This window comes from Stenotrophomonas sp. PS02300 (genome assembly GCF_029959395.1).
Lineage (GTDB): Bacteria > Pseudomonadota > Gammaproteobacteria > Xanthomonadales > Xanthomonadaceae > Stenotrophomonas > Stenotrophomonas maltophilia_AD.
This window is the reverse complement of sequence record NZ_JASCOP010000082.1, coordinates 1-19,100: the sequence shown is the minus strand read 5'-3', so window position 1 is coordinate 19,100 and position 19,100 is coordinate 1. Positions and strand designations below refer to the sequence as shown.

General features: G+C 67.7%; 22 protein-coding genes, 1 other RNA gene and 1 pseudogene. 10 read left to right on the top strand and 14 right to left on the bottom strand.

Annotated features, from left to right (window positions below; genetic code table 11):
• The first annotated feature begins 144 nt into the window (after positions 1-144).
• Together mpl and QMX79_RS14355 are read left to right on the top strand one after the other, a co-directional pair.
• Positions 145-1,509 carry a UDP-N-acetylmuramate:L-alanyl-gamma-D-glutamyl-meso-diaminopimelate ligase gene (gene mpl, locus QMX79_RS14360; protein ID WP_282247342.1) on the top strand — a complete coding sequence of 455 codons (1,365 nt, stop codon included), beginning with the start codon at positions 145-147 and terminating at the stop codon, positions 1,507-1,509.
• Positions 1,510-1,519: 10 nt separating this feature from the next.
• On the top strand, positions 1,520-2,131 hold the full coding sequence (locus QMX79_RS14355; RefSeq protein ID WP_282247341.1) for an LON peptidase substrate-binding domain-containing protein: 612 nt from the start codon (positions 1,520-1,522) through the stop codon (positions 2,129-2,131).
• Between the two features lies 1 nt (position 2,132).
• On the opposite strand, the gene QMX79_RS14350 is transcribed toward QMX79_RS14355, so the two are convergent.
• Positions 2,133-4,121, bottom strand: a complete 1,989-nt coding sequence (locus QMX79_RS14350; RefSeq protein ID WP_282247340.1) for a bifunctional DedA family/phosphatase PAP2 family protein — start codon at positions 4,119-4,121, stop codon at positions 2,133-2,135.
• A gap of 56 nt (positions 4,122-4,177) precedes the next feature.
• On the opposite strand from QMX79_RS14350, the gene QMX79_RS14345 reads away from it, so the two are divergent.
• Complete coding sequence (locus tag QMX79_RS14345) at positions 4,178-4,840, top strand: serine/threonine protein kinase (protein ID WP_282247339.1); 663 nt, start codon at positions 4,178-4,180, stop codon at positions 4,838-4,840.
• A 61-nt stretch (positions 4,841-4,901) separates the two neighbouring features.
• Positions 4,902-5,117, top strand: coding sequence for a hypothetical protein (locus tag QMX79_RS14340; RefSeq protein ID WP_282247338.1), 216 nt, complete (start codon positions 4,902-4,904; stop codon positions 5,115-5,117).
• A gap of 13 nt (positions 5,118-5,130) precedes the next feature.
• Here the strand turns inward: QMX79_RS14340 and QMX79_RS14335 are convergent, their stop codons facing one another.
• Positions 5,131-5,823 carry a hypothetical protein gene (locus QMX79_RS14335; RefSeq protein WP_282247337.1) on the bottom strand — a complete coding sequence of 231 codons (693 nt, stop codon included), beginning with the start codon at positions 5,821-5,823 and terminating at the stop codon, positions 5,131-5,133.
• A gap of 86 nt (positions 5,824-5,909) precedes the next feature.
• On the opposite strand from QMX79_RS14335, the gene QMX79_RS14330 reads away from it, so the two are divergent.
• Positions 5,910-6,752: an NAD(P)-dependent oxidoreductase gene (locus QMX79_RS14330; protein ID WP_282247336.1), complete on the top strand. Its 843-nt coding sequence runs from the start codon at positions 5,910-5,912 to the stop codon at positions 6,750-6,752.
• A 258-nt stretch (positions 6,753-7,010) separates the two neighbouring features.
• Here QMX79_RS14330 and QMX79_RS14325 read toward each other — a convergent pair whose 3' ends face one another.
• Entirely contained in the window at positions 7,011-7,883 is an 873-nt protein-coding gene (locus tag QMX79_RS14325; protein ID WP_282247335.1) for an ion transporter, read from the bottom strand.
• A 64-nt stretch (positions 7,884-7,947) separates the two neighbouring features.
• On the opposite strand from QMX79_RS14325, the gene QMX79_RS14320 reads away from it, so the two are divergent.
• On the top strand, positions 7,948-9,177 hold the full coding sequence (locus tag QMX79_RS14320; protein WP_282247334.1) for an acetylornithine transaminase: 1,230 nt from the start codon (positions 7,948-7,950) through the stop codon (positions 9,175-9,177).
• A gap of 34 nt (positions 9,178-9,211) precedes the next feature.
• Here QMX79_RS14320 and QMX79_RS14315 read toward each other — a convergent pair whose 3' ends face one another.
• The gene (locus QMX79_RS14315; protein ID WP_282247333.1) at positions 9,212-9,826 is read right to left on the bottom strand and encodes an HAD-IA family hydrolase; all 615 of its coding nucleotides are present in this window, start codon (positions 9,824-9,826) and stop codon (positions 9,212-9,214) included.
• A 113-nt stretch (positions 9,827-9,939) separates the two neighbouring features.
• On the opposite strand from QMX79_RS14315, the gene azu reads away from it, so the two are divergent.
• A complete protein-coding gene (azu, locus tag QMX79_RS14310) occupies positions 9,940-10,398 on the top strand; it encodes an azurin (protein WP_282247332.1) in 459 nt (152 codons plus the stop codon).
• Between the two features lie 25 nt (positions 10,399-10,423).
• On the opposite strand, the gene hemL is transcribed toward azu, so the two are convergent.
• Both hemL and thiE read right to left on the bottom strand, forming a co-directional pair.
• Complete coding sequence (hemL, locus tag QMX79_RS14305; RefSeq protein WP_282247331.1) at positions 10,424-11,713, bottom strand: glutamate-1-semialdehyde 2,1-aminomutase; 1,290 nt, start codon at positions 11,711-11,713, stop codon at positions 10,424-10,426.
• Positions 11,710-12,357 carry a thiamine phosphate synthase gene (thiE, locus tag QMX79_RS14300; protein WP_282247330.1) on the bottom strand — a complete coding sequence of 216 codons (648 nt, stop codon included), beginning with the start codon at positions 12,355-12,357 and terminating at the stop codon, positions 11,710-11,712. The genes hemL and thiE overlap by 4 nt, the downstream gene beginning before the upstream one ends.
• A gap of 72 nt (positions 12,358-12,429) precedes the next feature.
• Between thiE and QMX79_RS14295 the strand changes: the two genes are divergently transcribed.
• Entirely contained in the window at positions 12,430-12,621 is a 192-nt protein-coding gene (locus QMX79_RS14295; protein WP_282247329.1) for a rubredoxin, read from the top strand.
• A 13-nt stretch (positions 12,622-12,634) separates the two neighbouring features.
• On the opposite strand, the gene QMX79_RS14290 is transcribed toward QMX79_RS14295, so the two are convergent.
• The 8 genes from QMX79_RS14290 to QMX79_RS14255 form a co-directional block, all read right to left on the bottom strand.
• Complete coding sequence (locus tag QMX79_RS14290; RefSeq protein ID WP_282247328.1) at positions 12,635-13,480, bottom strand: SirB1 family protein; 846 nt, start codon at positions 13,478-13,480, stop codon at positions 12,635-12,637.
• 86 nt (positions 13,481-13,566) lie between these two features.
• Positions 13,567-14,022, bottom strand: coding sequence for a DUF192 domain-containing protein (locus QMX79_RS14285; protein WP_282247327.1), 456 nt, complete (start codon positions 14,020-14,022; stop codon positions 13,567-13,569).
• A gap of 47 nt (positions 14,023-14,069) precedes the next feature.
• On the bottom strand, positions 14,070-14,717 hold the full coding sequence (rpiA, locus tag QMX79_RS14280) for a ribose-5-phosphate isomerase RpiA (protein ID WP_282247326.1): 648 nt from the start codon (positions 14,715-14,717) through the stop codon (positions 14,070-14,072).
• A gap of 25 nt (positions 14,718-14,742) precedes the next feature.
• Positions 14,743-15,219: an EVE domain-containing protein gene (locus QMX79_RS14275; protein ID WP_282247325.1), complete on the bottom strand. Its 477-nt coding sequence runs from the start codon at positions 15,217-15,219 to the stop codon at positions 14,743-14,745.
• Between the two features lie 8 nt (positions 15,220-15,227).
• The gene (locus QMX79_RS14270; RefSeq protein ID WP_282247324.1) at positions 15,228-15,803 is read right to left on the bottom strand and encodes a 5-formyltetrahydrofolate cyclo-ligase; all 576 of its coding nucleotides are present in this window, start codon (positions 15,801-15,803) and stop codon (positions 15,228-15,230) included.
• A gap of 70 nt (positions 15,804-15,873) precedes the next feature.
• Positions 15,874-16,058, bottom strand: a non-coding RNA gene (ssrS, locus tag QMX79_RS14265) — 6S RNA.
• A 90-nt stretch (positions 16,059-16,148) separates the two neighbouring features.
• A complete protein-coding gene (locus QMX79_RS14260) occupies positions 16,149-16,445 on the bottom strand; it encodes a cell division protein ZapA (protein WP_068853895.1) in 297 nt (98 codons plus the stop codon).
• Positions 16,442-16,663 (bottom strand): TIGR02449 family protein, encoded by a 222-nt coding sequence (locus QMX79_RS14255; RefSeq protein ID WP_282247322.1) that lies wholly within the window; start codon positions 16,661-16,663, stop codon positions 16,442-16,444. The genes QMX79_RS14260 and QMX79_RS14255 overlap by 4 nt, the downstream gene beginning before the upstream one ends.
• 129 nt (positions 16,664-16,792) lie before the next feature.
• Between QMX79_RS14255 and QMX79_RS14250 the strand changes: the two are divergent.
• Positions 16,793-17,342: pseudogene (locus tag QMX79_RS14250) on the top strand (UPF0149 family protein).
• A 7-nt stretch (positions 17,343-17,349) separates the two neighbouring features.
• Positions 17,350-18,678: an aminopeptidase P N-terminal domain-containing protein gene (locus tag QMX79_RS14245; RefSeq protein ID WP_282247343.1), complete on the top strand. Its 1,329-nt coding sequence runs from the start codon at positions 17,350-17,352 to the stop codon at positions 18,676-18,678.
• Positions 18,679-19,100: the final 422 nt, after the last annotated feature.

Sequence of the window (19,100 nt, the reverse complement as noted above, 5' to 3'; positions counted from 1 at the left end):
GTCCCACAGTTTGCTGCGCAAACAGTGGGCCCCATTTTTTGCCTCCATACCCCGGCCGCTGCGCGGCCGCCCCCTGACTCAGGGGGCTATCCCCCAGATGCCTCACGTCTCCCCTTCATAGTGGGCTTTGGGCGACAATCGGGTATGAGCACGATCCACATTCTTGGAATTGCCGGCACCTTCATGGGCGGCGTGGCCGCCCTTGCGCGGGAACTGGGCCATACGGTCCGTGGCAGCGACCAGGCGATCTATCCGCCGATGTCCACCCAGCTGGAACAGCTGGGCATCACCCTGGACCCCGGCTATCGCGCCGACAGCGTGGCCCGCGATTGCGACGAGGTCGTGGTCGGCAACGCGCTGTCGCGCGGCAACCCGGCCGTGGAAGCGGTGCTGGATGCCGGGCAGCGCTACATCTCCGGCGCGCAGTGGTTGTCCGAACAGGTGCTGCCGGGCCGCGACACGCTGGCCGTGGCCGGTACCCATGGCAAGACCACCACCACCACCATCCTGACCTGGCTGCTGCAGGCCGCCGGCCGCGAGCCGGGCTTCCTGATCGGCGGCGTGGCCGAAGATTTCGGCGTGTCCGCCCGCGTGGGGCAGGGCCGTGAGTTCGTGGTCGAGGCCGACGAGTACGACACCGCGTTCTTCGACAAGCGCAGCAAGTTCGTGCATTACCGTCCGCTGGTGGCGATCCTCAACAATCTCGAATACGACCACGCCGACATCTTCCCGGACGTGGCCGCGATCCAGCGCCAGTTCCACCACCTGGTGCGCACCGTGCCTGCGCGCGGCCGGCTGATCGTCAACGGCGAAGACGCCCATCTGGCTGAAGTGCTGGCGATGGGCTGCTGGACCCCGGTGGAGCGGTTTGGTTTCGATCCCGGGCTGGAATGGCATGCCGAGCTCGTCAATGCCGATGGCAGCGCCTTCATCGTGCACCACCGTGGCGTGGCGCTGGGCGAAGTGCGCTGGTCGCTGCTGGGACGCCACAACGTGCTCAATGGCCTGGCGGCACTCGCCGCTGCGCATGCGGTGGGCGTTGAACCGGCCGCCGTGATTCCCGCGCTCGCCAACTTCCGCAGCGTCAAACGCCGCATGGAAGTCATCGGCGTGGCCGACGACATCACCCTCTACGACGATTTCGCCCACCACCCCACCGCCATCCACACCACCCTGGAAGGCCTGCGCGCCAAGGTCGGCGCGCGCCGCATCGTGGTCGCGATGGAGCCGCGCAGCAACTCGATGCGGCTGGGCGCACACGCCGATGCGCTGGCCCCCTCGCTGGCGCTGGCCGACGCCGTGGTGTTCCTGCACCGGCCGGAACTGGCCTGGGATGCGGCCAGCGTGATTGCCGCCGTGCGCGGCGAGGCGCACGCCGTGCCCGATACCGACGCACTGCTGGCACGACTGGGGGCCACCGTGCAGCCCGGCGACCATGTGGTGTTCATGTCCAACGGCGGCTTCGACGGCGCGCCGCGCCGTTTCCTGGCCCAGCTGCAGGCGCGATAATCGGTTGGCCATGACCGATTCCATCGCCACGCTGCCCCTGTTCCCGCTGCACGCGGTGCTGCTGCCCGGCGCCACGCTGGGCCTGCGCGTATTCGAGCGCCGCTACCTGGACATGCTGCGCGAGTGCAGCCGCGCCAACACCCACTTCGGGGTCTGCCTGATCCTGGACGGCAACGAGGTCGGCGCCCCGGCCACACCGGCCGCGCACGGCGTTGAAGCGCGCATCGACGATTTCGACATGGGCGATGACGGCGTGCTGGTGCTGCGCCTGCGCGGCCATCGCCGGTTCCATGTGCGTCAGGTACGTGTGCGCGACAACGGCCTGATCATGGCCGAAGTGGAATGGAGCACGCCCGACCACGACGACGAACTGCGCCCGGAACACGCGCTGCTGTCCACCGTGCTGGGCCACATCATCGAACAGGCCGGCACCGCGTTCGCGCCCGCGCACCCGGCGCTGCTGGACCAGGCGGCATGGGTGGGCTGGCGGCTGGCCGAACTGCTGCCGCTGGAAGAGTCGCAGCGCCTGCAGCTGCTGCAGCACGACGACCCGCACCAGCGCTTGGACGCGCTGCTGCGCTGGATGCCGGCCAACTCAACGCCGATCGACGAAAACTGGTAGGTCAGTACGTTCGGACCCTCAACACGGGCATCCCGGTCTCGGGATGCGTGTCGACCTGCTGCGGCAACCCTTCTAGCGCCTCGCGCACCGCCTTCAGCGACGGATCGATGCCGCGCATCGGCCGCCACATCCCGATCAGGTGGAAGTGCTGGTAGTGCAGCGTCTGCGCGCTGCCCAGCCACAATGGCTGGTCGCCGGGCTGCAGCTGGGTGGCGGCCGGCCACAGGCGCAGCGCGAAGATCTCGTTGGGCGCATTGCCCGGGCGCAGCAGCAGCAGCGATTCCACCTGCGTATCCAGCGTGGCCGGCAGCACCGGCACTTCGTCCGGGGTGGCCGACTTGTCCAGCATCAGCAGGGCCTGTTCCCACCCGGCCTGCGGCTGCACGCGCCAGCCCTGGCTTTCCAGGCGCTCGCGCAGCGGCGCCAGCGGCCCGGCCACCTGGACATCCAGCGGCCAGCGCTGGTCATCATCGAATTCATTGCGGCGCGAGGGCAGGGTGCGCCACTGGCTGCCCCACCAGTCCTGCGCGGCCACGTTGGCCGGTGCGGGCTGTGCGGGTTCGAAGCGTTCCAGCTTCACCGCGATGTTGCGCGGTGCGTACCACAGCGCGGCCACCGCGAAGGTGCCGTAGAACAGCCACGACACCGGCTTGACCCAGAACGAGCGGTTGAAGCGGCGGCGGTAGGCGATGCCCAGCACCAGCAGCCAGAAGATGCCGAACAGCATCCCGCCCACCACGTCGCTCAGCCAGTGCGCGCCCAGGTACAGCCGCGAGAAGCCGATCAGACTGACGATGATGCCCGACAGCAGGTAGGGCCATACGCGGGTGCGGCCGGGCAGCTCGCGCGCGATCAGCACCGCGAAGAAGCCGAAGGTGATGGTGGCCATGGTCACCGACACCGATGGGAAGCCGAAGCCGCTGCTCGCCCCTGGCGGGCGTACCACCGTCACCGTGGCGCCCAGCAGCTTGGTCAGCGCCAGCCCGAAGGCCAGCGCGGCCAGCCAGTGCGCGGCGGCCATCCAGCGCCGGCGCCAGATCAGGTAGCCCATCGTGACCGCAGTGGCCGGCAGCAATACCGGCCAGGCGCCCAGCGAGGCCAGCGCCGCCATCGGGTAATCGGCCAGCGGATTGCGCAGCGCCAGCATCGCCTGGTGCACGGCCAGGTCCAGGCTGAGCGGCTCGCCATGGGCCACCACCGCCATCAGCAGCGCGAACCAGCACCAGCCCAGCAACAGCAGCATCAACGCCAGCATCGCCAGCGGCACCGATTCACGGCGCTGCGGGTCGAAGACGGACACCGAATAGCGGCCCAGCGTGGGGTGGCGCTGCGACCAGCGCAGCAGGCCGGCCAGCCAGCTGTCCATGCGCGCGGCCGACCAGCGGTAGCCGTACAGCACGATCGCCCAGACCACGCCCATCACCACGCCGACCAGCGCCAGCACCATCACCAGCCGCCCGGCCACCGCAGCCACCGCGTCGTAAGCCTCGCCCAGTACCCAGCCCGGGGCCAGGAACAGCACCGCCCAGGACAGGCTGGCGATGCCGCTGGCCTGCACGTAGCGCATGGCCGGCATGTTCATCATGCCGGCGATGGCCGGCACGAACGGGCGGATCGCGCCTACATAGCGCGCCACCAGGATGCTCTTGAACGCATTGCGGCGGAACATCGTCTCGCCCCGGTCGAGCAGCTGCGGGTAGCGGCTGAACGGCCAGAAGCCGCGCAGGCGGTCACCCCAGCGCCGGCCGATCCAGTAGCTGATGCCATCGCCGGCGAACGCGCCCAGCGCCGCGCACGCCACGGCGTACGGTCCGGAGATCTGCCCCAGGCCGATGAACACGCCCACCGCGAACAGCAGCGGCAGCGCGGGCACGATGGCGCCAAGCACGATGACGGCATCGCAGAAGGCGATGAGGAAGATGACCGCACCGGCAAGCACGGGGTGAGCTGAGATCCACGCAAGCGTGGCATCGATCCATGACGAGTCCATCGGGGGATTATAGAGGGGTCAAAGTGACTGACTGCCCGCCAGCTAGAATGGCCACCATGAACCGCCCGCTCCCGCCTGCCGCACATGCCCTGAAGGCCGACAGCTTCGGCCGCATCCTGTTGATGGAAGAGGGCGGCACGCGCTTCGTCCGCCGCGACCTGCTCGCCACCCCGTGGTGGCTGCGGCTGCCGGCCTGGTGGCTGGCCCGGCGTGAAGCCCGCGCGCTGGCGCATCTGGATGGAATGCCCGACACCCCGGCGCTGCTGGCGTGGAACGGCCGCTGGCTGGACCGCAGCTTCATGGCCGGTGACGCGATGTACCAGCGCCCGCCGCGTGGCGATCTCGCGTACTTCCGCGCCGCACGCCGGCTGCTGCAGCGGGTGCACCGCCACGGCATCGCCCACAACGACCTCGCCAAGGAAGCGAACTGGCTGGTGCGCGAAGACGGCAGCCCGGCGCTGATCGACTTCCAGCTGGCCGTGATCGGCAACCCGCGCTCGCGCTGGATGCGCCTGCTGGCCCGCGAAGACCTGCGCCACCTGCTCAAGCACAAGCGCATGTACTGCCGCGAGTCACTCACCCCGGTGGAAAAGCGCGTACTCAAGCGCCACTCGTGGGTACGCGACCTGTGGTTCCGCACCGGCAAGCCGGTGTACCGGTTCGTGACCCGGAAGATCCTGCACTGGGAAGACAATGAAGGGCAGGGGCCGAAGCCATGACTTGGCGTGGCAGGTACCGGACATGGTGCGGCACAGGAATCCTGGGATAGGGGAATAAACCATGCACAAGACGGTCCACATAGCCCTCGCACTGGCAGCCCTCGCGCTCGGCATCTGGGCGTATTACGCGCTGTCCGGCTGGGTGGGTCTGCTTGTGTGTGGCGTTCTGCTGTTGTGCGCGGTGGTCGCAACCGTCATTGCCGCGCTGGGGCGCGGAGCACGGCAACCGGTCGCACGGGTCTGGAGGGAATTCTTTGATTCCCTCTACGGACTCTGATGCACCAACATGCTTACGGTGCCACGGGCACCAGCTGCTGCGCGATGAAATTGCGCTTGGCGTCGAAGTCATAGCCCATCTGCACGCTTCCCAGGTCGGGGCAGGCGTGGCACTCGCGCAGTGGCGTGCGGTACAGCAGGCGAACGCCGCCGCCGTCAAGCGGGGCGGTGCCCGCCGCCTGCGCCGGGGCGAACGGTGTCGCCTGCGGATCGGTGGCCAGTAGTGCCTGTACGCCCGGGTCGGCACGCAGCGTGTCGTCCAGCTGCACGTTGTCCACATCGATGCGCTTGCCGCTGGCATCGATCAGGCGGGTGCCTTCGTTGGTGTTGGCGCGGAAGGGGTAATTGACGGTGGCTACGCCGACGCCATCCTGGTCATGCCAGGCCACCACATGGGCCAGTTCGCCGGCGCTGCTCAGCTGCTCGGCGGCGGTGACGGCATCGTCGCTTGCACCACCGGCCAACATCGCCTTCATCAAGCACTCGCGGGTGGCCGCGGCTTCGCCCTGGCGGCAGGCATTGAGGTCGCCACTCCAGACCACCGCATTGCTCCAGCGCAGGGTGCCGTTGGCGGGGGATTGCGCGGTGGGGCTGCTGGCGGCGCCTGCGGATGCTGCATCCGGCGCGGCGGCGGTGGGCTCGCGTTGGCAGGCAGTGGCGATCAGGATCACGCCGACGGCAATGAACAAACAGCGGGAACGGCGCATGGTGAATACCTCGCAGCAGTAACCGGGGCAGTAACTATCGTCAAGGGGCGGTTAATTGCGCGTGGGCGCGGCATACTTGGCCGATCATGAATTCGCAGGAGTTGATCGACGTGGCCAGTCTGCAAGGGAAAACCCTATTCATCACCGGCGCCTCGCGCGGCATCGGCCTGGCCATCGCCCTGCGCGCCGCGCGCGACGGCGCCAACGTGGCCATTGCGGCGAAGTCCGCCGTGCCCAATCCGAAACTGCCGGGCACCATCCACAGCGCAGCCGAAGCGGTCACCGCTGCGGGCGGGCAGGGCCTGGCGCTGAAGTGCGACATCCGCGAAGAAGACCAGGTGCGCGCAGCGGTGGCCGCCACCGTGGATACCTTTGGCGGCATCGACATTCTGGTCAACAACGCCAGCGCGATCTGGCTGCGCGGCACGCTGGATACACCGATGAAGAGGTTCGACCTGATGCAGCAGGTCAATTCACGCGGCAGTTTCCTGTGCGCGCAGGCCTGCCTGCCGCACCTGCTGCAGGCGCCCAATCCGCACATCCTCACCCTGGCGCCGCCGCCGAGCCTGGACCCGAAGTGGTGGGCCCCGCACACCGGCTACACGCTGGCCAAGATGGGCATGAGCTTCGTCACCCTGGGCCTGGCGGCCGAATTCGGTCCGCAAGGCGTGGCCGTCAACGCACTGTGGCCGCGCACGGTGATCGCCACTGACGCAATCAACATGATTCCCGGCGTGGACATCGGCGGCTGCCGCACCCCGGAGATCCTCGCGGATGCCGCGCACGCGGTACTGACCCGCGAGGCCGCCGGCTTCAGCGGCCAGTTCCTGCTCGACGACGAGGTGCTGGCCGAGGCCGGGATCACCGACCTGAGTGGGTACGCGGTAGATCCGATGCGCCCGCTGTTGCCGGATCTGTTCCTCGATTGATCCGCAACACGTATATCGACGCCAGCACGAACGCCGCTTTTGATTACGGAATCGTCCTGCGCACGTAACAATTCGTAGGTCCACGCCCTGCGTGGACACCGCGCGCAGCGCGGCACAAGCGTCCGAAGCCATATGCGTGGGCCTACGATTGGCTGCCGGCGTTTAGACGATCCGAAGCAGACCGTCAGGCGTTCATGACCCCGGAACGAAGAGCATCCACGCAGGGCGTGGATCTACGCACCAATGATCCATCCATTCTCATTGATTGAACGTCTCCGGCAACCGCGCCCCACACGCGCGGCAATGCTTCGCCTCTGCCTCATGCCCTTCCAGCCCGCACTGCGGGCATCCACGCGCATCGCGCTTGGCGGCACGCTCGGCATCGCGCATGGTGTTGGCCAGCTCGGCGGTATAGATGCCCGTGGGCACCGCGATGATGCTGTAACCAATCAGGATCAACACTGAGGTCACGAACCGCCCCAGCACCGTCTGCGGCACGATGTCGCCAAAGCCCACCGTCGCCATCGTCACCACCGCCCAGTACATCGCGCTGGGAATGCTGGTGAACCCATGGTTGGGCCCTTCGATCACGTACATCAACGTACCCGCGATGATCGTGATGGTGACCACCGTGAACAGGAACAGCAGGATCTTGCGCCGGCTGCGCCACAGCGATTCCATCAGCACGCCGCTTTCTTCGATGTAGCGGGTCAGCTTGAGGATGCGGAACACGCGCAGGATGCGCAGCGCACGCACCACCAGCAGGCTCTGCGCACCGGGAATGAACAACGACAGGTAGGTGGGCAGGATCGAGGCCAGGTCGATGATGCCCCAGACGCTGAAGGCATAGCGCAGCGGCCGCTTCACCACCACCAGCCGCAGCAGGTACTCGGCGGTGAACAGGATGGTGAACCCCCACTCGACCACGTACAGCCAGCTGGCGTGCTCGATGTGGAAACGCTGCACGCTGTCGAACATCACCACCAGCACGCTGGCGATGATGGCGTACACCAGCAGCAGGTCGAAATTGCGCGAGGGCCGGGTGTCGTGGCGGTAGATGATGTCGAACCAGGTCCGGCGCCAGCCGGATTCGGTGGCGGGATTGAGCTGGGGGGCGCGGAAGGGGTGCATGGGCCGCATTGTGCCCCAGCCGGTGGAGGGGGAGAATGGAGCCTTTCCCGGACCCCTGACCGCCATGACCGCCGCTGCCCCCGATCCGCTCCTGTCCCTGTCGCATTACTACCTGCCGGTGTACAAGCCGCGCCAGGTGGTGCTTGAACGTGGCCAGGGCGCCCGGGTCTGGGACAACCAGGGCCGTGAGTTCATCGACCTGGCCGCCGGCATCGCCGTGTGCGGCCTGGGCCACAACGATCCGGACCTGAAGGCCGCGCTGATCGAGCAGGCCGGCAAGCTGTGGCACACCAGCAACGTGTTCTACAGCGAACCGCCGCTGCGCCTGGCCGAAGAGCTGGTCACCGCCTCGCGCTTCGCCGAGCGGGTGTTCCTGTGCAATTCCGGCGCCGAAGCCAACGAAGTGGCGATCAAGCTGGTGCGCAAGTGGGCCTCCTCGCAGGGCCGCCCGGCCCACCAGCGCGTCATCGTCACGTTCCGCGGCAGCTTCCATGGCCGCACGCTGGCCGCGGTGACCGCCACCGCCCAGCCGAAGTACCAGGAAGGCTACGAGCCGCTGCCCGGTGGCTTCCGCTACGTGGACTTCAATGATGAGGTGCAGCTGGAAACGGCGATGGCCGCCGGCGACGTCGCTGCGGTGATGCTGGAACCGATCCAGGGCGAGGGCGGCGTGATGCCGGCCAAGCCGGGCTTCATGAAGCGCATCCGCGAGCTGTGCGACCAGCACAACGCGCTGATGGTGCTGGACGAAATCCAGGTCGGCATGGGCCGCACCGGCACCCTGTTCGCGCACTGGCAGGATGAGATCAAGCCGGACATCGTGACCTTGGCCAAGGCGCTGGGTGGCGGCTTCCCGATCGGCGCGATGCTGGCCGGCCCCAAGGTGGCCGAGAGCATGCAGTTCGGCGCGCACGGCACCACGTTCGGCGGCAACCCGCTGGCGGCGGCGGTGGCGCGCGTGGCGCTGCGCAAGCTGTCCTCTGCGGAGATCGCGCGCAATGTGAGCCGCCAGTCGCAGGCGCTGCGCGATGGGTTGGGCAAGATCAATGACGAGTTCAAGGTGTTCAGCCAGGTGCGCGGCCGCGGCTTGATGCTGGGCGCGGTGCTGGACAAGGATTTCGCCGGGCAGGCCGGGGCCATCCTCGACCATGCCGCCGAGCACGGGCTGCTGACGCTGCAGGCCGGGCCCGACGTGCTGCGGTTCGTGCCGTCGTTGAACATCAGCGATGAAGAGATTGCCGAAGGCCTGAAGCGGCTGCGGGCAGCCGTCCAGTCGTTCATCGCGTCGCGCTGAGGTAACGCCGCCTGACGCCGGGCACTGCCCGTCGTCAGGCGTTGATGCCGAACCGGTGCATCAGCTTGCCGAAACTGCGACTGTCGCTCGCGGTATCGGCATGCAGGCCCGCCAGGCGGGCGCCGCGCACATTGACGAACAGATCGTCGACAAACAGGGTGCGGGTGGGACGTGCGTCGAGCCGTTCCACCGCTTTCAGGAACACCGCCGGGTCTGGCTTGCGGCCGCCCAGTTCGCCACTGCACAGGATGCGCCCTTCCAGCATCGGCGCCAGCGCAGGCAGGATGCGCGGAATGGTCTGCGCCATCAGTGCGCCGTTGTTGGTGAGGATGGCGACCGGCATCACCTGCGCGATGCGCTGCACGCGCTCGACCACGCCGGTCTGCGGCGGCGAGGCGGCAATGCGCGCGTCCTGCCATTGGGCGAGGCTGATGGTCACGCCGAGTGCATCGCCCAGGTGCTGCAGGTAACTGCCACTGTCCAGCCCCAGGTCGAACTGCTGCTCCAGTCCGCTGTCGAACAGTGCCGCGTGCACCTGCGCGGGCGTGCATCCGCAGGCCTCGGCCAGGTGGCGCACACGCAGGTGCCGCGCGTAGTTGACCAGCACGCCATCGAAATCCAGCAGCAGGCAGTCCAGGGCAACCGGCATGTTCCACTCACGTGCGAAGCGACAGCCGACGTTACCGCACTGTCGGGGTTCGCTGCGACATCCCGTCGCACCACGCCCTGCATCGGGCTGCCTAGAATTGCAGTGACTGAAGGATGGAGAACGCCGTGAAACTGTTTGTCCCCATGATCCTGGCCGGGTTGGCACTGGCGCCCGCCGCGCAGGCGCGCTTGTGTGCGGTCAGCATCGACAGCACCGACCAGATGAGCTTCAGCAGCAAGGAGATCAAGGTGGCCGGCGACTGCAGCCAGGTGAAGCTGACCCTGCGCCACACCGGCAAGCTGGCGGCCACGGCAATGGGGCACAACTGGGTGCTGACCAAAGCGGCGGACTATCAACCGGTGGCGATGGCCGGTATGCGGATGACGCTGGCCGACAGCTACCTGCCGAAGAAGGATCCTCGGGTGCTGGCACATACGGCGGTGATCGGTGGCGGGCAGAGCACCAGCGTGACGTTCTCTACCGCCGCATTGCGCAAGGGCGGAGACTACACGTTCTTCTGCTCGTTCCCCGGGCACTTCGCGATGATGAAAGGCAGGTTTGTGTTCGGCTGATGCCGAACACAACCCGTGCTGCCGCTTACCCCTTGGCGACCTTGAACGCCTCGCGCGCGGCGTCAATCGTTGCGTCGATGATGCTGTCATCGTGCGCGCTGGACAGGAACCCGGCCTCGTAGGCCGACGGCGCCAGGAACACGCCGCGCTCCAGCATCGCGTGGAAGAAGCGGTTGAACGCGGCGGTGTCGCAGGCAGTGGCCTGGGTGTAGGTTTCCACCTTCTGGTCGGTGAAGAACAGGCCGAACATCGCGCCCACCTGGTTGGTGGTGACCGCCACGCCCGCGTCGGCCGCAGCCGCTTCCAGCCCGGCGCACAGGCGCGCGCTGGCCGCCGACAGGCGCTCGTGGAAGCCCGGTTCCTGCACCAGTTCCAGCATTGCCAGCCCAGCGGCCATGGCCACCGGATTGCCGCTCAGCGTGCCGGCCTGGTAGATCGGGCCGGCCGGGGCGATCTGCGACATCAGCTCGCGGCGGCCGCCATAGGCACCCACCGGCATGCCGCCGCCGATGATCTTGCCGAAGGTGGTCAGGTCCGGGGTGATGCCGTAGTGCGCCTGCGCGCCGCCCAGGGCCACGCGGAAGCCGGTCATCACCTCATCGAAGATCAGCACCGTGCCGTACTGCGTGCACAGCGCGCGCAGGTGCTGCAGGTAGCCGTCGCGCGGCGGAATGCAGTTGGCGTTGCCGACCACCGGCTCGATGATCAGGCCGGCGATGTCCGCGCCCTGTTCGGCGAACAGCGCGGTGGCCGCGTCGAAATCGTTGTAGGGCAGGGTCAGGGTGAGTTCGCTCAGGCCGGCCGGCACGCCCGGCGAGGTCGGCACGCCCAGGGTCAGCATGCCGCTGCCGGCCTTGACCAGGAACGAATCGCCGTGGCCGTGGTAGCAGCCTTCGAACTTCACGATGCGGTTGCGGCCGGTGGCGCCGCGCGCCAGCCGGATCGCCGACAGCGTGGCTTCGGTGCCCGAATTGACCATGCGCACCATCTCGCACGACGGCACCAGCCGGGTCAGCGTTTCGGCCATGCTCACTTCGGCTGCGCAGGGCGCGCCGAACGAGAGGCCGTTGTTGATCGCGTGCTTGACCGCCTGGCGCACCGCGCTGTGGTTGTGGCCGACGATCATCGGGCCCCACGAGCCCACGTAGTCGATGTAACGGTTGCCGTCGACGTCGTACAGGTACGGGCCGTCGGCGCGTTCGACGAAGAACGGCTCGCCGCCCACCGACTTGAACGCGCGCACCGGCGAATTGACGCCGCCCGGAAGCAGTTCCTGGGCGCGGGTGAACAGGGCGTGGGACTGGTCGTGCTTCATGCGGAAGGGTCCTGGAAACAAGCAAGGTAAGCGTGCAGGGTGGCCACCGGGTCGTTGGCGGCGAAGACGCTGCTGACCACGGCCACCAGATCGGCGCCGGCGGCGATGATCGGGCCCACATTGTCCGGCGTCAGCCCGCCGATGGCCACCCGCGGCACCCCGAGTGCGGCGCTTTGCCGCAGCAGGTCCGGGTGGGCGCGGCTGCTGGTGACCTTGGTGGTGGTCGGGAAGAAGGCGCCGAAGGCCACGTAGCTGGCCCCGGCGGCCACCGCCCGTTCGGCGTTGGCCAGCTGGTCGTAGCAGGACGCGCCGATGATGGCGGCCGGGCCGAGCAGGGCACGCGCGGCGCCGATGTCGCCGTCGGTGCCGCCCAGGTGCACGCCGGCCGCGCCGACCTCGTGGGCCAGCGCCGGGTCATCGTTGATGATCAGCGGCACGCCGTGCCTGGCGCACAGGTCCTGCAGGGCCTGCGCCTGTTCACGGCGCAGCGCGTCGCTGGCGGTCTTGTTGCGGTACTGCAGCCACGTCGGGCCGGCGGCCAGCAGCGGCGCCACGCGGGCCAGCAGGCGGGCGGTATCGGCCTCGTCGGGGGTGATCAGGTACACGCCGCGCGCGGGCGCGGCCGGGGAAGCAGGGAGCGTCATCGATGGCTACCGGTAGGGCGGCGGGAGTGGGACAATGGCCTATGACCGTACTGCCCAACGCCTGATTATCCGATGACCGACGCCACCGCCACCACCTTCCGCACCTGGATGTGCGTTGTCTGCGGCTTCATCTACAGGGAAGTCGACGGCCTGCCCGAAGAAGGCATCGCCCCGGGCACCGCCTGGGAAGACGTGCCCGATACCTGGACCTGCCCGGACTGTGGCGTGACCAAGGACGATTTCGAAATGGTGGAGATGGATTGATCCGCAACGCGGGTCAATGCAGGCGCGGCACGCGCCCACCCATTTCCACCAGCTTCTCGCGCACCCACTGCGCATCATTGGCCTGGCCGTTGCGCTGCAGGTACAGCGCCAGGTCCTGGCGTGCGCCGGCCTGGTAATCCAGCTGCAGGTAGGCCAGCCCGCGGTCACGCAGGGCATCGTCCTGTTCCGGGGCCAGCTTCAGCAGGCGGTCGGCACTGCGCGCGGCGCGGTCCCACTCGCTGCGCTCCACGTACACGCCATGCAGGTTGCGCAGCATCCGCATCAGGATCGCCCGCGCCGGGGCCGCGTCCAGGATCTGCGCCAGCACGTTGTCATCGGGCACTTCGCCGCCCAGGTGCGAGCGCGCGCGTTCGCGCAGCTCCTCCACGTCCAGCGGCCGCCCGCCGTTGAACGGGTCCATCACCAGCATGCCGTCGTCCACCGGCAGCCGCACCAGGAAATGGCCGGGGAAGGACACGCCGTCCAGCGGAATGCCCAACCGCCGCGCCACTTCCATCTGCACCATGGCCAGGGAGATCGGGTTGCCGAGGCGGCGTTCGAACACCTGGTTGAGGTAGCTGTTGCGCGGGTCGTAATACTCGCCGTGGTCGCCGCCATAGCCCAGTTCATCGAACAGGTGGCGATTGACGGCGGCAATCTTGAGCGGCCAGTGCTCGATGGTCTCCACCTCGGTACGCAGGTGGTCGGCGTGGCTCTGCACCAGCGCGTCATAGACCTGCGGGTCCAGGTCGGGGTATTCGTCGCGGGCGATCAGCAGGGCCGTGGGCAACAGCGGCAGCGCCTCGTCGTCCAGTTCGGCCAGGGAGTCCCACGCCGGCAATGTCATTGGCGCCTGCATGCACACAGACTGGCGACAAACGCGGCCCGATTCAAGCGGGATCGCGTGAAAACTTCCGGGCCGGCGGGGCGGCCCGTCAGCGCCGTTCAGGGCCTGTCGGCGATGCCCGGGCCGAAGGTCAGCACCGCGCCATCCTGCAGGCCCAGCTTCTCGGCCTGGCCGGCGTTGAGTTCCAGCACGTAGCGGGCCGGGCCGCTGCTGGGGTAGGGCGGGCAGCGGTCGCCGGCCGAGCACGGCGGCACATCGCGCTGCTGGCTGACCAGGCGGCGCTGGTCATCGAAATACAGGATGTCCAGGGCGATCTTGGTGTTCTTCATCCAGTACGCCTGCAGCTCCTGGCGGTCGTGCAGGAACAGCATGCCGTGGTCGGCCGCCATCTCGTCGCGGAACATCAGTCCGCGCGCGCGGCTTTCATCGTTGGTGGCCAGTTCCACCTGGTAGCGGGCCCCGCCCAGTTCCACCCAATGGCTGGCACCGGCGCTGGCACAGCCGGACAAGGTGAGCAGCAACAGCAGCGTCAGCAGCAGGCGCATGAAGGGCATGGGCGGTCCTCGCAGGAGAGCCGGCACGGGCGTGCCGGCGGGGGATATCAGAACACCATCGGCGGTTCACCGCCAACAATCACCACATCGGCCGGGCGGCGTGCGAACAGGCCCACCGCGACCACGCCGGGCAGCTGGTTGAGCTCGCGCTCCAGCGCCACCGGGTCGGTGATCTGCAGGTGGTGGATGTCCAGGATCTGGTTGCCGTTGTCGGTCACCACGCCTTCGCGCCAGGCCGGCTGGCCGCCGGTCATGTCCATGATGCGGCGGGCGATCAGGCTGCGTGCCATCGGGATCACTTCCACCGGCAGCGGGAACCGACCCAGCACCGGCACCTGCTTGCTCGGGTCGATGATGCACACGAAGCGCTCGCTGGCCTCGGCGATGATCTTCTCGCGGGTCAGCGCGGCGCCGCCGCCCTTGATCAGGCACTTGTTGCCGTCGCATTCGTCGGCGCCGTCCACGTACAGCGACAGCCCGCCGGTGTGATTGAGTTCCAGCACGTCGATGCCGTGCTGCTTCAGGCGCGCGGTGCTCTGCTCGGAGCTGGACACGGTGCCCTTGATGCGGTGCTGGATGCGGGCCAGGCCGTCGATGAAGTAGGCAACGGTGGAGCCGGTGCCGACCCCGACGATCATGCCGTCTTCGACGTATTCCAGGGCTTTTTCTGCGGCGAGGCGTTTGGCTTCGGACATGGCGGGAAACTCGTGAAGGAAAAGGTCAGTGTTTTTCGAGCGACAGCAGCAGCTTCCACTGCGCGGCGGTCACCGGCAGGATCGACAACCGGTTGCCGCGCGCGATCAGGGGGAACCCTTCGCCCAGCGCATCGGCGTGCAGCTTGATCTCGTCCAGCGAAATGGTGTCGCGCAGCTTGCGCTCGAAGGCCACGTCCACCAGCAGCCAGCGTGGCGTTTCGCGGGTGGCCTTGGGATCGTAATAGTCCGATTTCGGATCGAACTGGGTGTCGTCCGGATACGCCTCGGTGGCGACCGTGGCGGTCCCCACGATGCCCGGCACCTTGGTGTTGGAGTGGTAGAACAGGATGCCGTCGCCGACCTTCATGCCATCGCGCATGAAGTTGCGCGCCTGGTAGTTGCGCACGCCGTTCCAGGGTTCCTGGCCCACGCGCTTGAGGTCATCGATGGAAAAGGCGTCCGGTTCGGACTTCATCAGCCAGTAGCGCTTGCGTGCGGTCATGCGTCGTTCTATCGGGGAAGGTACGTGGTGGTGTCGGTGCAGATCGCATCCACGCCGACGTCCCACGGCTGCACGGGCAGGTCATCGACCTGCTGCACCGAAAAACCGACGCCGGCCAGCCACGGCGGGGCCGGGCGCTGGCTGCGGAATGCGAAGCTGCGATCATACCAGCCGCCCCCCATGCCCAGCCGCCGGCACTGCGCATCGAAGCCCACCAGCGGGGCCACCACCAGGGCCATCTGTTCGGGCGCCAGGGTGTCGTCCACGGCGATGTCGGGTTCGGGAATGCCGAAGCGGTTGCTGGTCAGCGGCTGGCCCGGGCGCCACGGCGCGAAGCGCAGCGTGTCGCCGGCCAGCACGGGCAGGCAGTAGGTAGCGGTGTCGGGCAGGCGCATCTGCCAGCGGTGCAGTGCGATTTCGCCATCCAGTGCCCAGTACCCGGCCACGAAGCCGTGGGTGGGCGCGAAGGGCAATGCAAGCAGGGCATCGGCAAGCAGTTCGGCGGCGGCCAGGCGCTGCGCGGCGGGAATGTCTCGGCGGCGTTGGCGCAGCTGCTGGCGCAGTGCGGAGCGCGGGTCGGTCATGCCTGGGTCCGTTGGGGCCGGATAAAACAAGAGCGACGTTCCAGTGGAACGTCGCTCTTGCAGGAATACTGCATTCTCCGCGGTGACGATGCGTGCGAAACGACCTTGAACCCGGGGTTCAAGTGGGTACGCTGGGCCTCCATTGGGCTTCCCGCTACAAGGCGGACCTGCACTCCCGGCGACGTCGCGCACCCGTGGTCGTAATTAAGGGACAAGGCGAATGTTTGCACACGCCGTCGTTCACAGCAGAGAACGCGTCGCCATTATAGCCAACCGCACCGGATCGGATACCCCGTTCGTCGGTTCGATTACGTGCCAATTCAGAACAATGAAAAACGCGTGCACTCAGCCCGCGTCCAGGGCCCTGTCCAGGCGCCTGTTCAGATCGGCCAGCGTCTGTTGCAGGGCCACGCCCTGGCGGGCGTGGTCGTCGCGCAGCTGCTGCAGCTCGTGCGCCAGGTTAAGCGCGGCCAGCACCGCCACCCGGTCCACGGCCGCCATGCGGTTGCTGCCGCGGATCTCGCGCATCTTGGCATCGAGCAGGCGCGCGGCGGCGGTGAGGCTTTCACGCTCTTCGGCGCCCACGCCCACGGTGTATTCGCGGTCCAGGATGCGGACACTGACCGGTTCGGTCTGGCTCATGTGTGCTGCTCCAGCGATTTGAGCCGGGTGATCATCGCTTCCACCCGTGAGCGGGCCTGCTCGTTCTTGGCCAGCAGCTGCGAACGCTCGTTGACCAGCTGTTCCTGCTGGTGGCGCAGGCTGCGGTTTTCCTCGGCCAGCCGCTGGTTGCGGTCCAGCAACGCCTCCACCCGGGCGGCAAAGGCCTGCAATTGGGCGATGGCTTCGGCGGGTTCCATGTCCGGCACGATAGGCAAGGGGGGTGGAGGCGGTCAAGCTAATAATGACGGGGGGCGGATTGATACACTGTGGCGCTGCCAACCCAGGGTTGCCGGCAGCGCCGCCGACCCACCAGATCGAGCCCCAAGATGACCGAACTTCCGAGTGTCAACGACGTAAACCAGGCCAGCCAGGCGGCGGGCCTGGGCGCTACTGCCGCGGAGCTCCACGGGGGCCTGTGCGGCTGGCTGTCTGCCGGCGGCGCGCCCGGGCGCGGAATGGCCGGCGCGGGTGCTGGCCGACGACAACCTGCCGGTCCCGGCCGAAGGCGATGCGCTGGACCGGCTGCTGGGCGCCAGCGTGGCGCAGCTGGAAGACCGCGATTTCGCCTTCGAGCTGCTGCTCAGCGACAGCGATGACACCGCCGCCCAGGCCGATGCGCTGTTCACCTGGGCGCGTTCGTTCCTGGGCGGCTTCGGCCTGGGCGCGGGCCAGCAGCGTCCCGCGCTGTCCGAGGAAGGCGAAGAGGCGCTCAATGACCTGGCCAAGCTGGCCCAGGCTTCGAGCGAGGATTTTGAAAGCGGCAACGATGACGACGAGGACGCGCTCGCCGAAATCGAAGAGTTCATCCGCGTGGCGGTGCTGATCCTGCACGGCGACTGCGTGATGGCCGCGCGCCACCGGCAGCGCCTGAACTGAGATGGATATCCGCGAGTTGACCGGCATCACCGCGGCCGAATACGCGGGGCGCCGCCAGGCGCTGATGGAAATGGCCGGCGATGACGCCATCCTGGTGCTGCCGGCCGCATCCGAGCGGGTGCGCAGCCTGGATACGCACTATCCGTTCCGGCAGGATTCGGACTTCTGGTACCTGAGTGGCTTCCCGGAGCCGGATGCGGTGCTGGTGCTCATTCCCGGCCGCCGCCACGGCGAAGTGATCCTGTTCTGCCGCGAGCGCGACGCCGACCGCGAAGCCTGGGACGGTGCACGCGCTGGCCAGGAGGGCGCGGTGGCGCAGTACGGCATGGACGATGCGTACCCGATCGACGATCTGGACGACATCCTGCCGGGCCTGCTGGAAGGGCGCTCGCGGGTGTACTACCACTTCGGGCGCGACGCCGAGTTCGACCTGAAGCTGATCGGCTGGGTCAACCGGGTGCGCTCGCAGGTGCGGCATGGCGCGCAGCCGCCGCACGAATTCCTGGAACTGGGCCACCTGCTGCACGAACAGCGCCTGTTCAAGTCGAGCGCGGAAATCGCCTTGATGCAGCGCGCGGCCGACATCACGGTGCAGGCGCACCGGGTGGCGATGCGCGCGGCGCGGCCGGGCATCCACGAATACGAGCTGCAGGCGGACCTGGAGCGCGAGTTCCGCGCCAACGATGCGTGGGCGGCCTACGGCAGCATCGTGGGTACCGGCGCCAACGGCTGCATCCTGCATTACCGCGCAAACAACGCGCGCAGCCGCGATGGCGAGCTGGTGCTCATCGATGCCGGTGCCGAGTACCGCGGCTACGCCAGTGACATCACGCGCACGTTCCCCGTAAACGGTCGCTTCACGGCCGAACAGCGCGCGCTGCACGACCTGGTCGGCGCGGCGCAGGCGGCGGCACTGGCGCAGGCCAAACCAGGCGTGCCCTATGAGGCGGGCCACCTGGCGGCGGTGCAGACGCTCACCGAAGGGTTGCTGCGGCTGGGCCTGCTCACGGGCACGCTGGAAGAGAACATCGCCGACGGCCACTACCAGCGTTTCTATCGGCACAAGACCGGCCATTGGCTCGGCCTCGACGTGCACGACGTGGGCGACTATCGCCTGGCGGGCGATTCGCGGCTGCTGGAACCGGGCATGGTGTTCACCATCGAGCCGGGCTTGTACATCAGCGCCGACGACCGCAGCGTGGAAGCGCGCTGGCGTGGGATCGGCATTCGTACCGAAGATGACGTGGTGATCACCGACAGCGGGCATCACGTGCTGACGGCTGGTCTGGCGCGAAGTGCTGATGAGATCGAGCAGGAAATGAACGCTGTTCGCTGATGTTGGTATTGCGCCAAGTGCAGCGTTTCAGTTCTTCCGAGCTGGGGAGGTCGACGGGCAGCCCCCTACGGGACACGCCGTAAATACATCCTTGTAGGCTTGGCAAAAACATCCATGTTTTTGACAGTCCCTACGGGGGCTGCCCGCCGGCCTCCCCCGACAGATGGTCGCGTGCGGATGCAAACGGCGGACACGCATGGCGTGTCACTACGCGGTGACGCTGGTAGGTTCGGTTCCCGAACGAACGCACGGAACGCACCAGCGTCCGGTAACGCATGGAATTGAAACAGCGCCGCCGTTGATCTTCCCGTGGCCACCAACACACCGTCGAGGGTCGGCGGGGGCGGGTTTGCGGGACTGTAGAAAACATGGATGTTTTCTACAAGCCTCCATGGACGGATTCACGGCGTGTCCCGCAAACC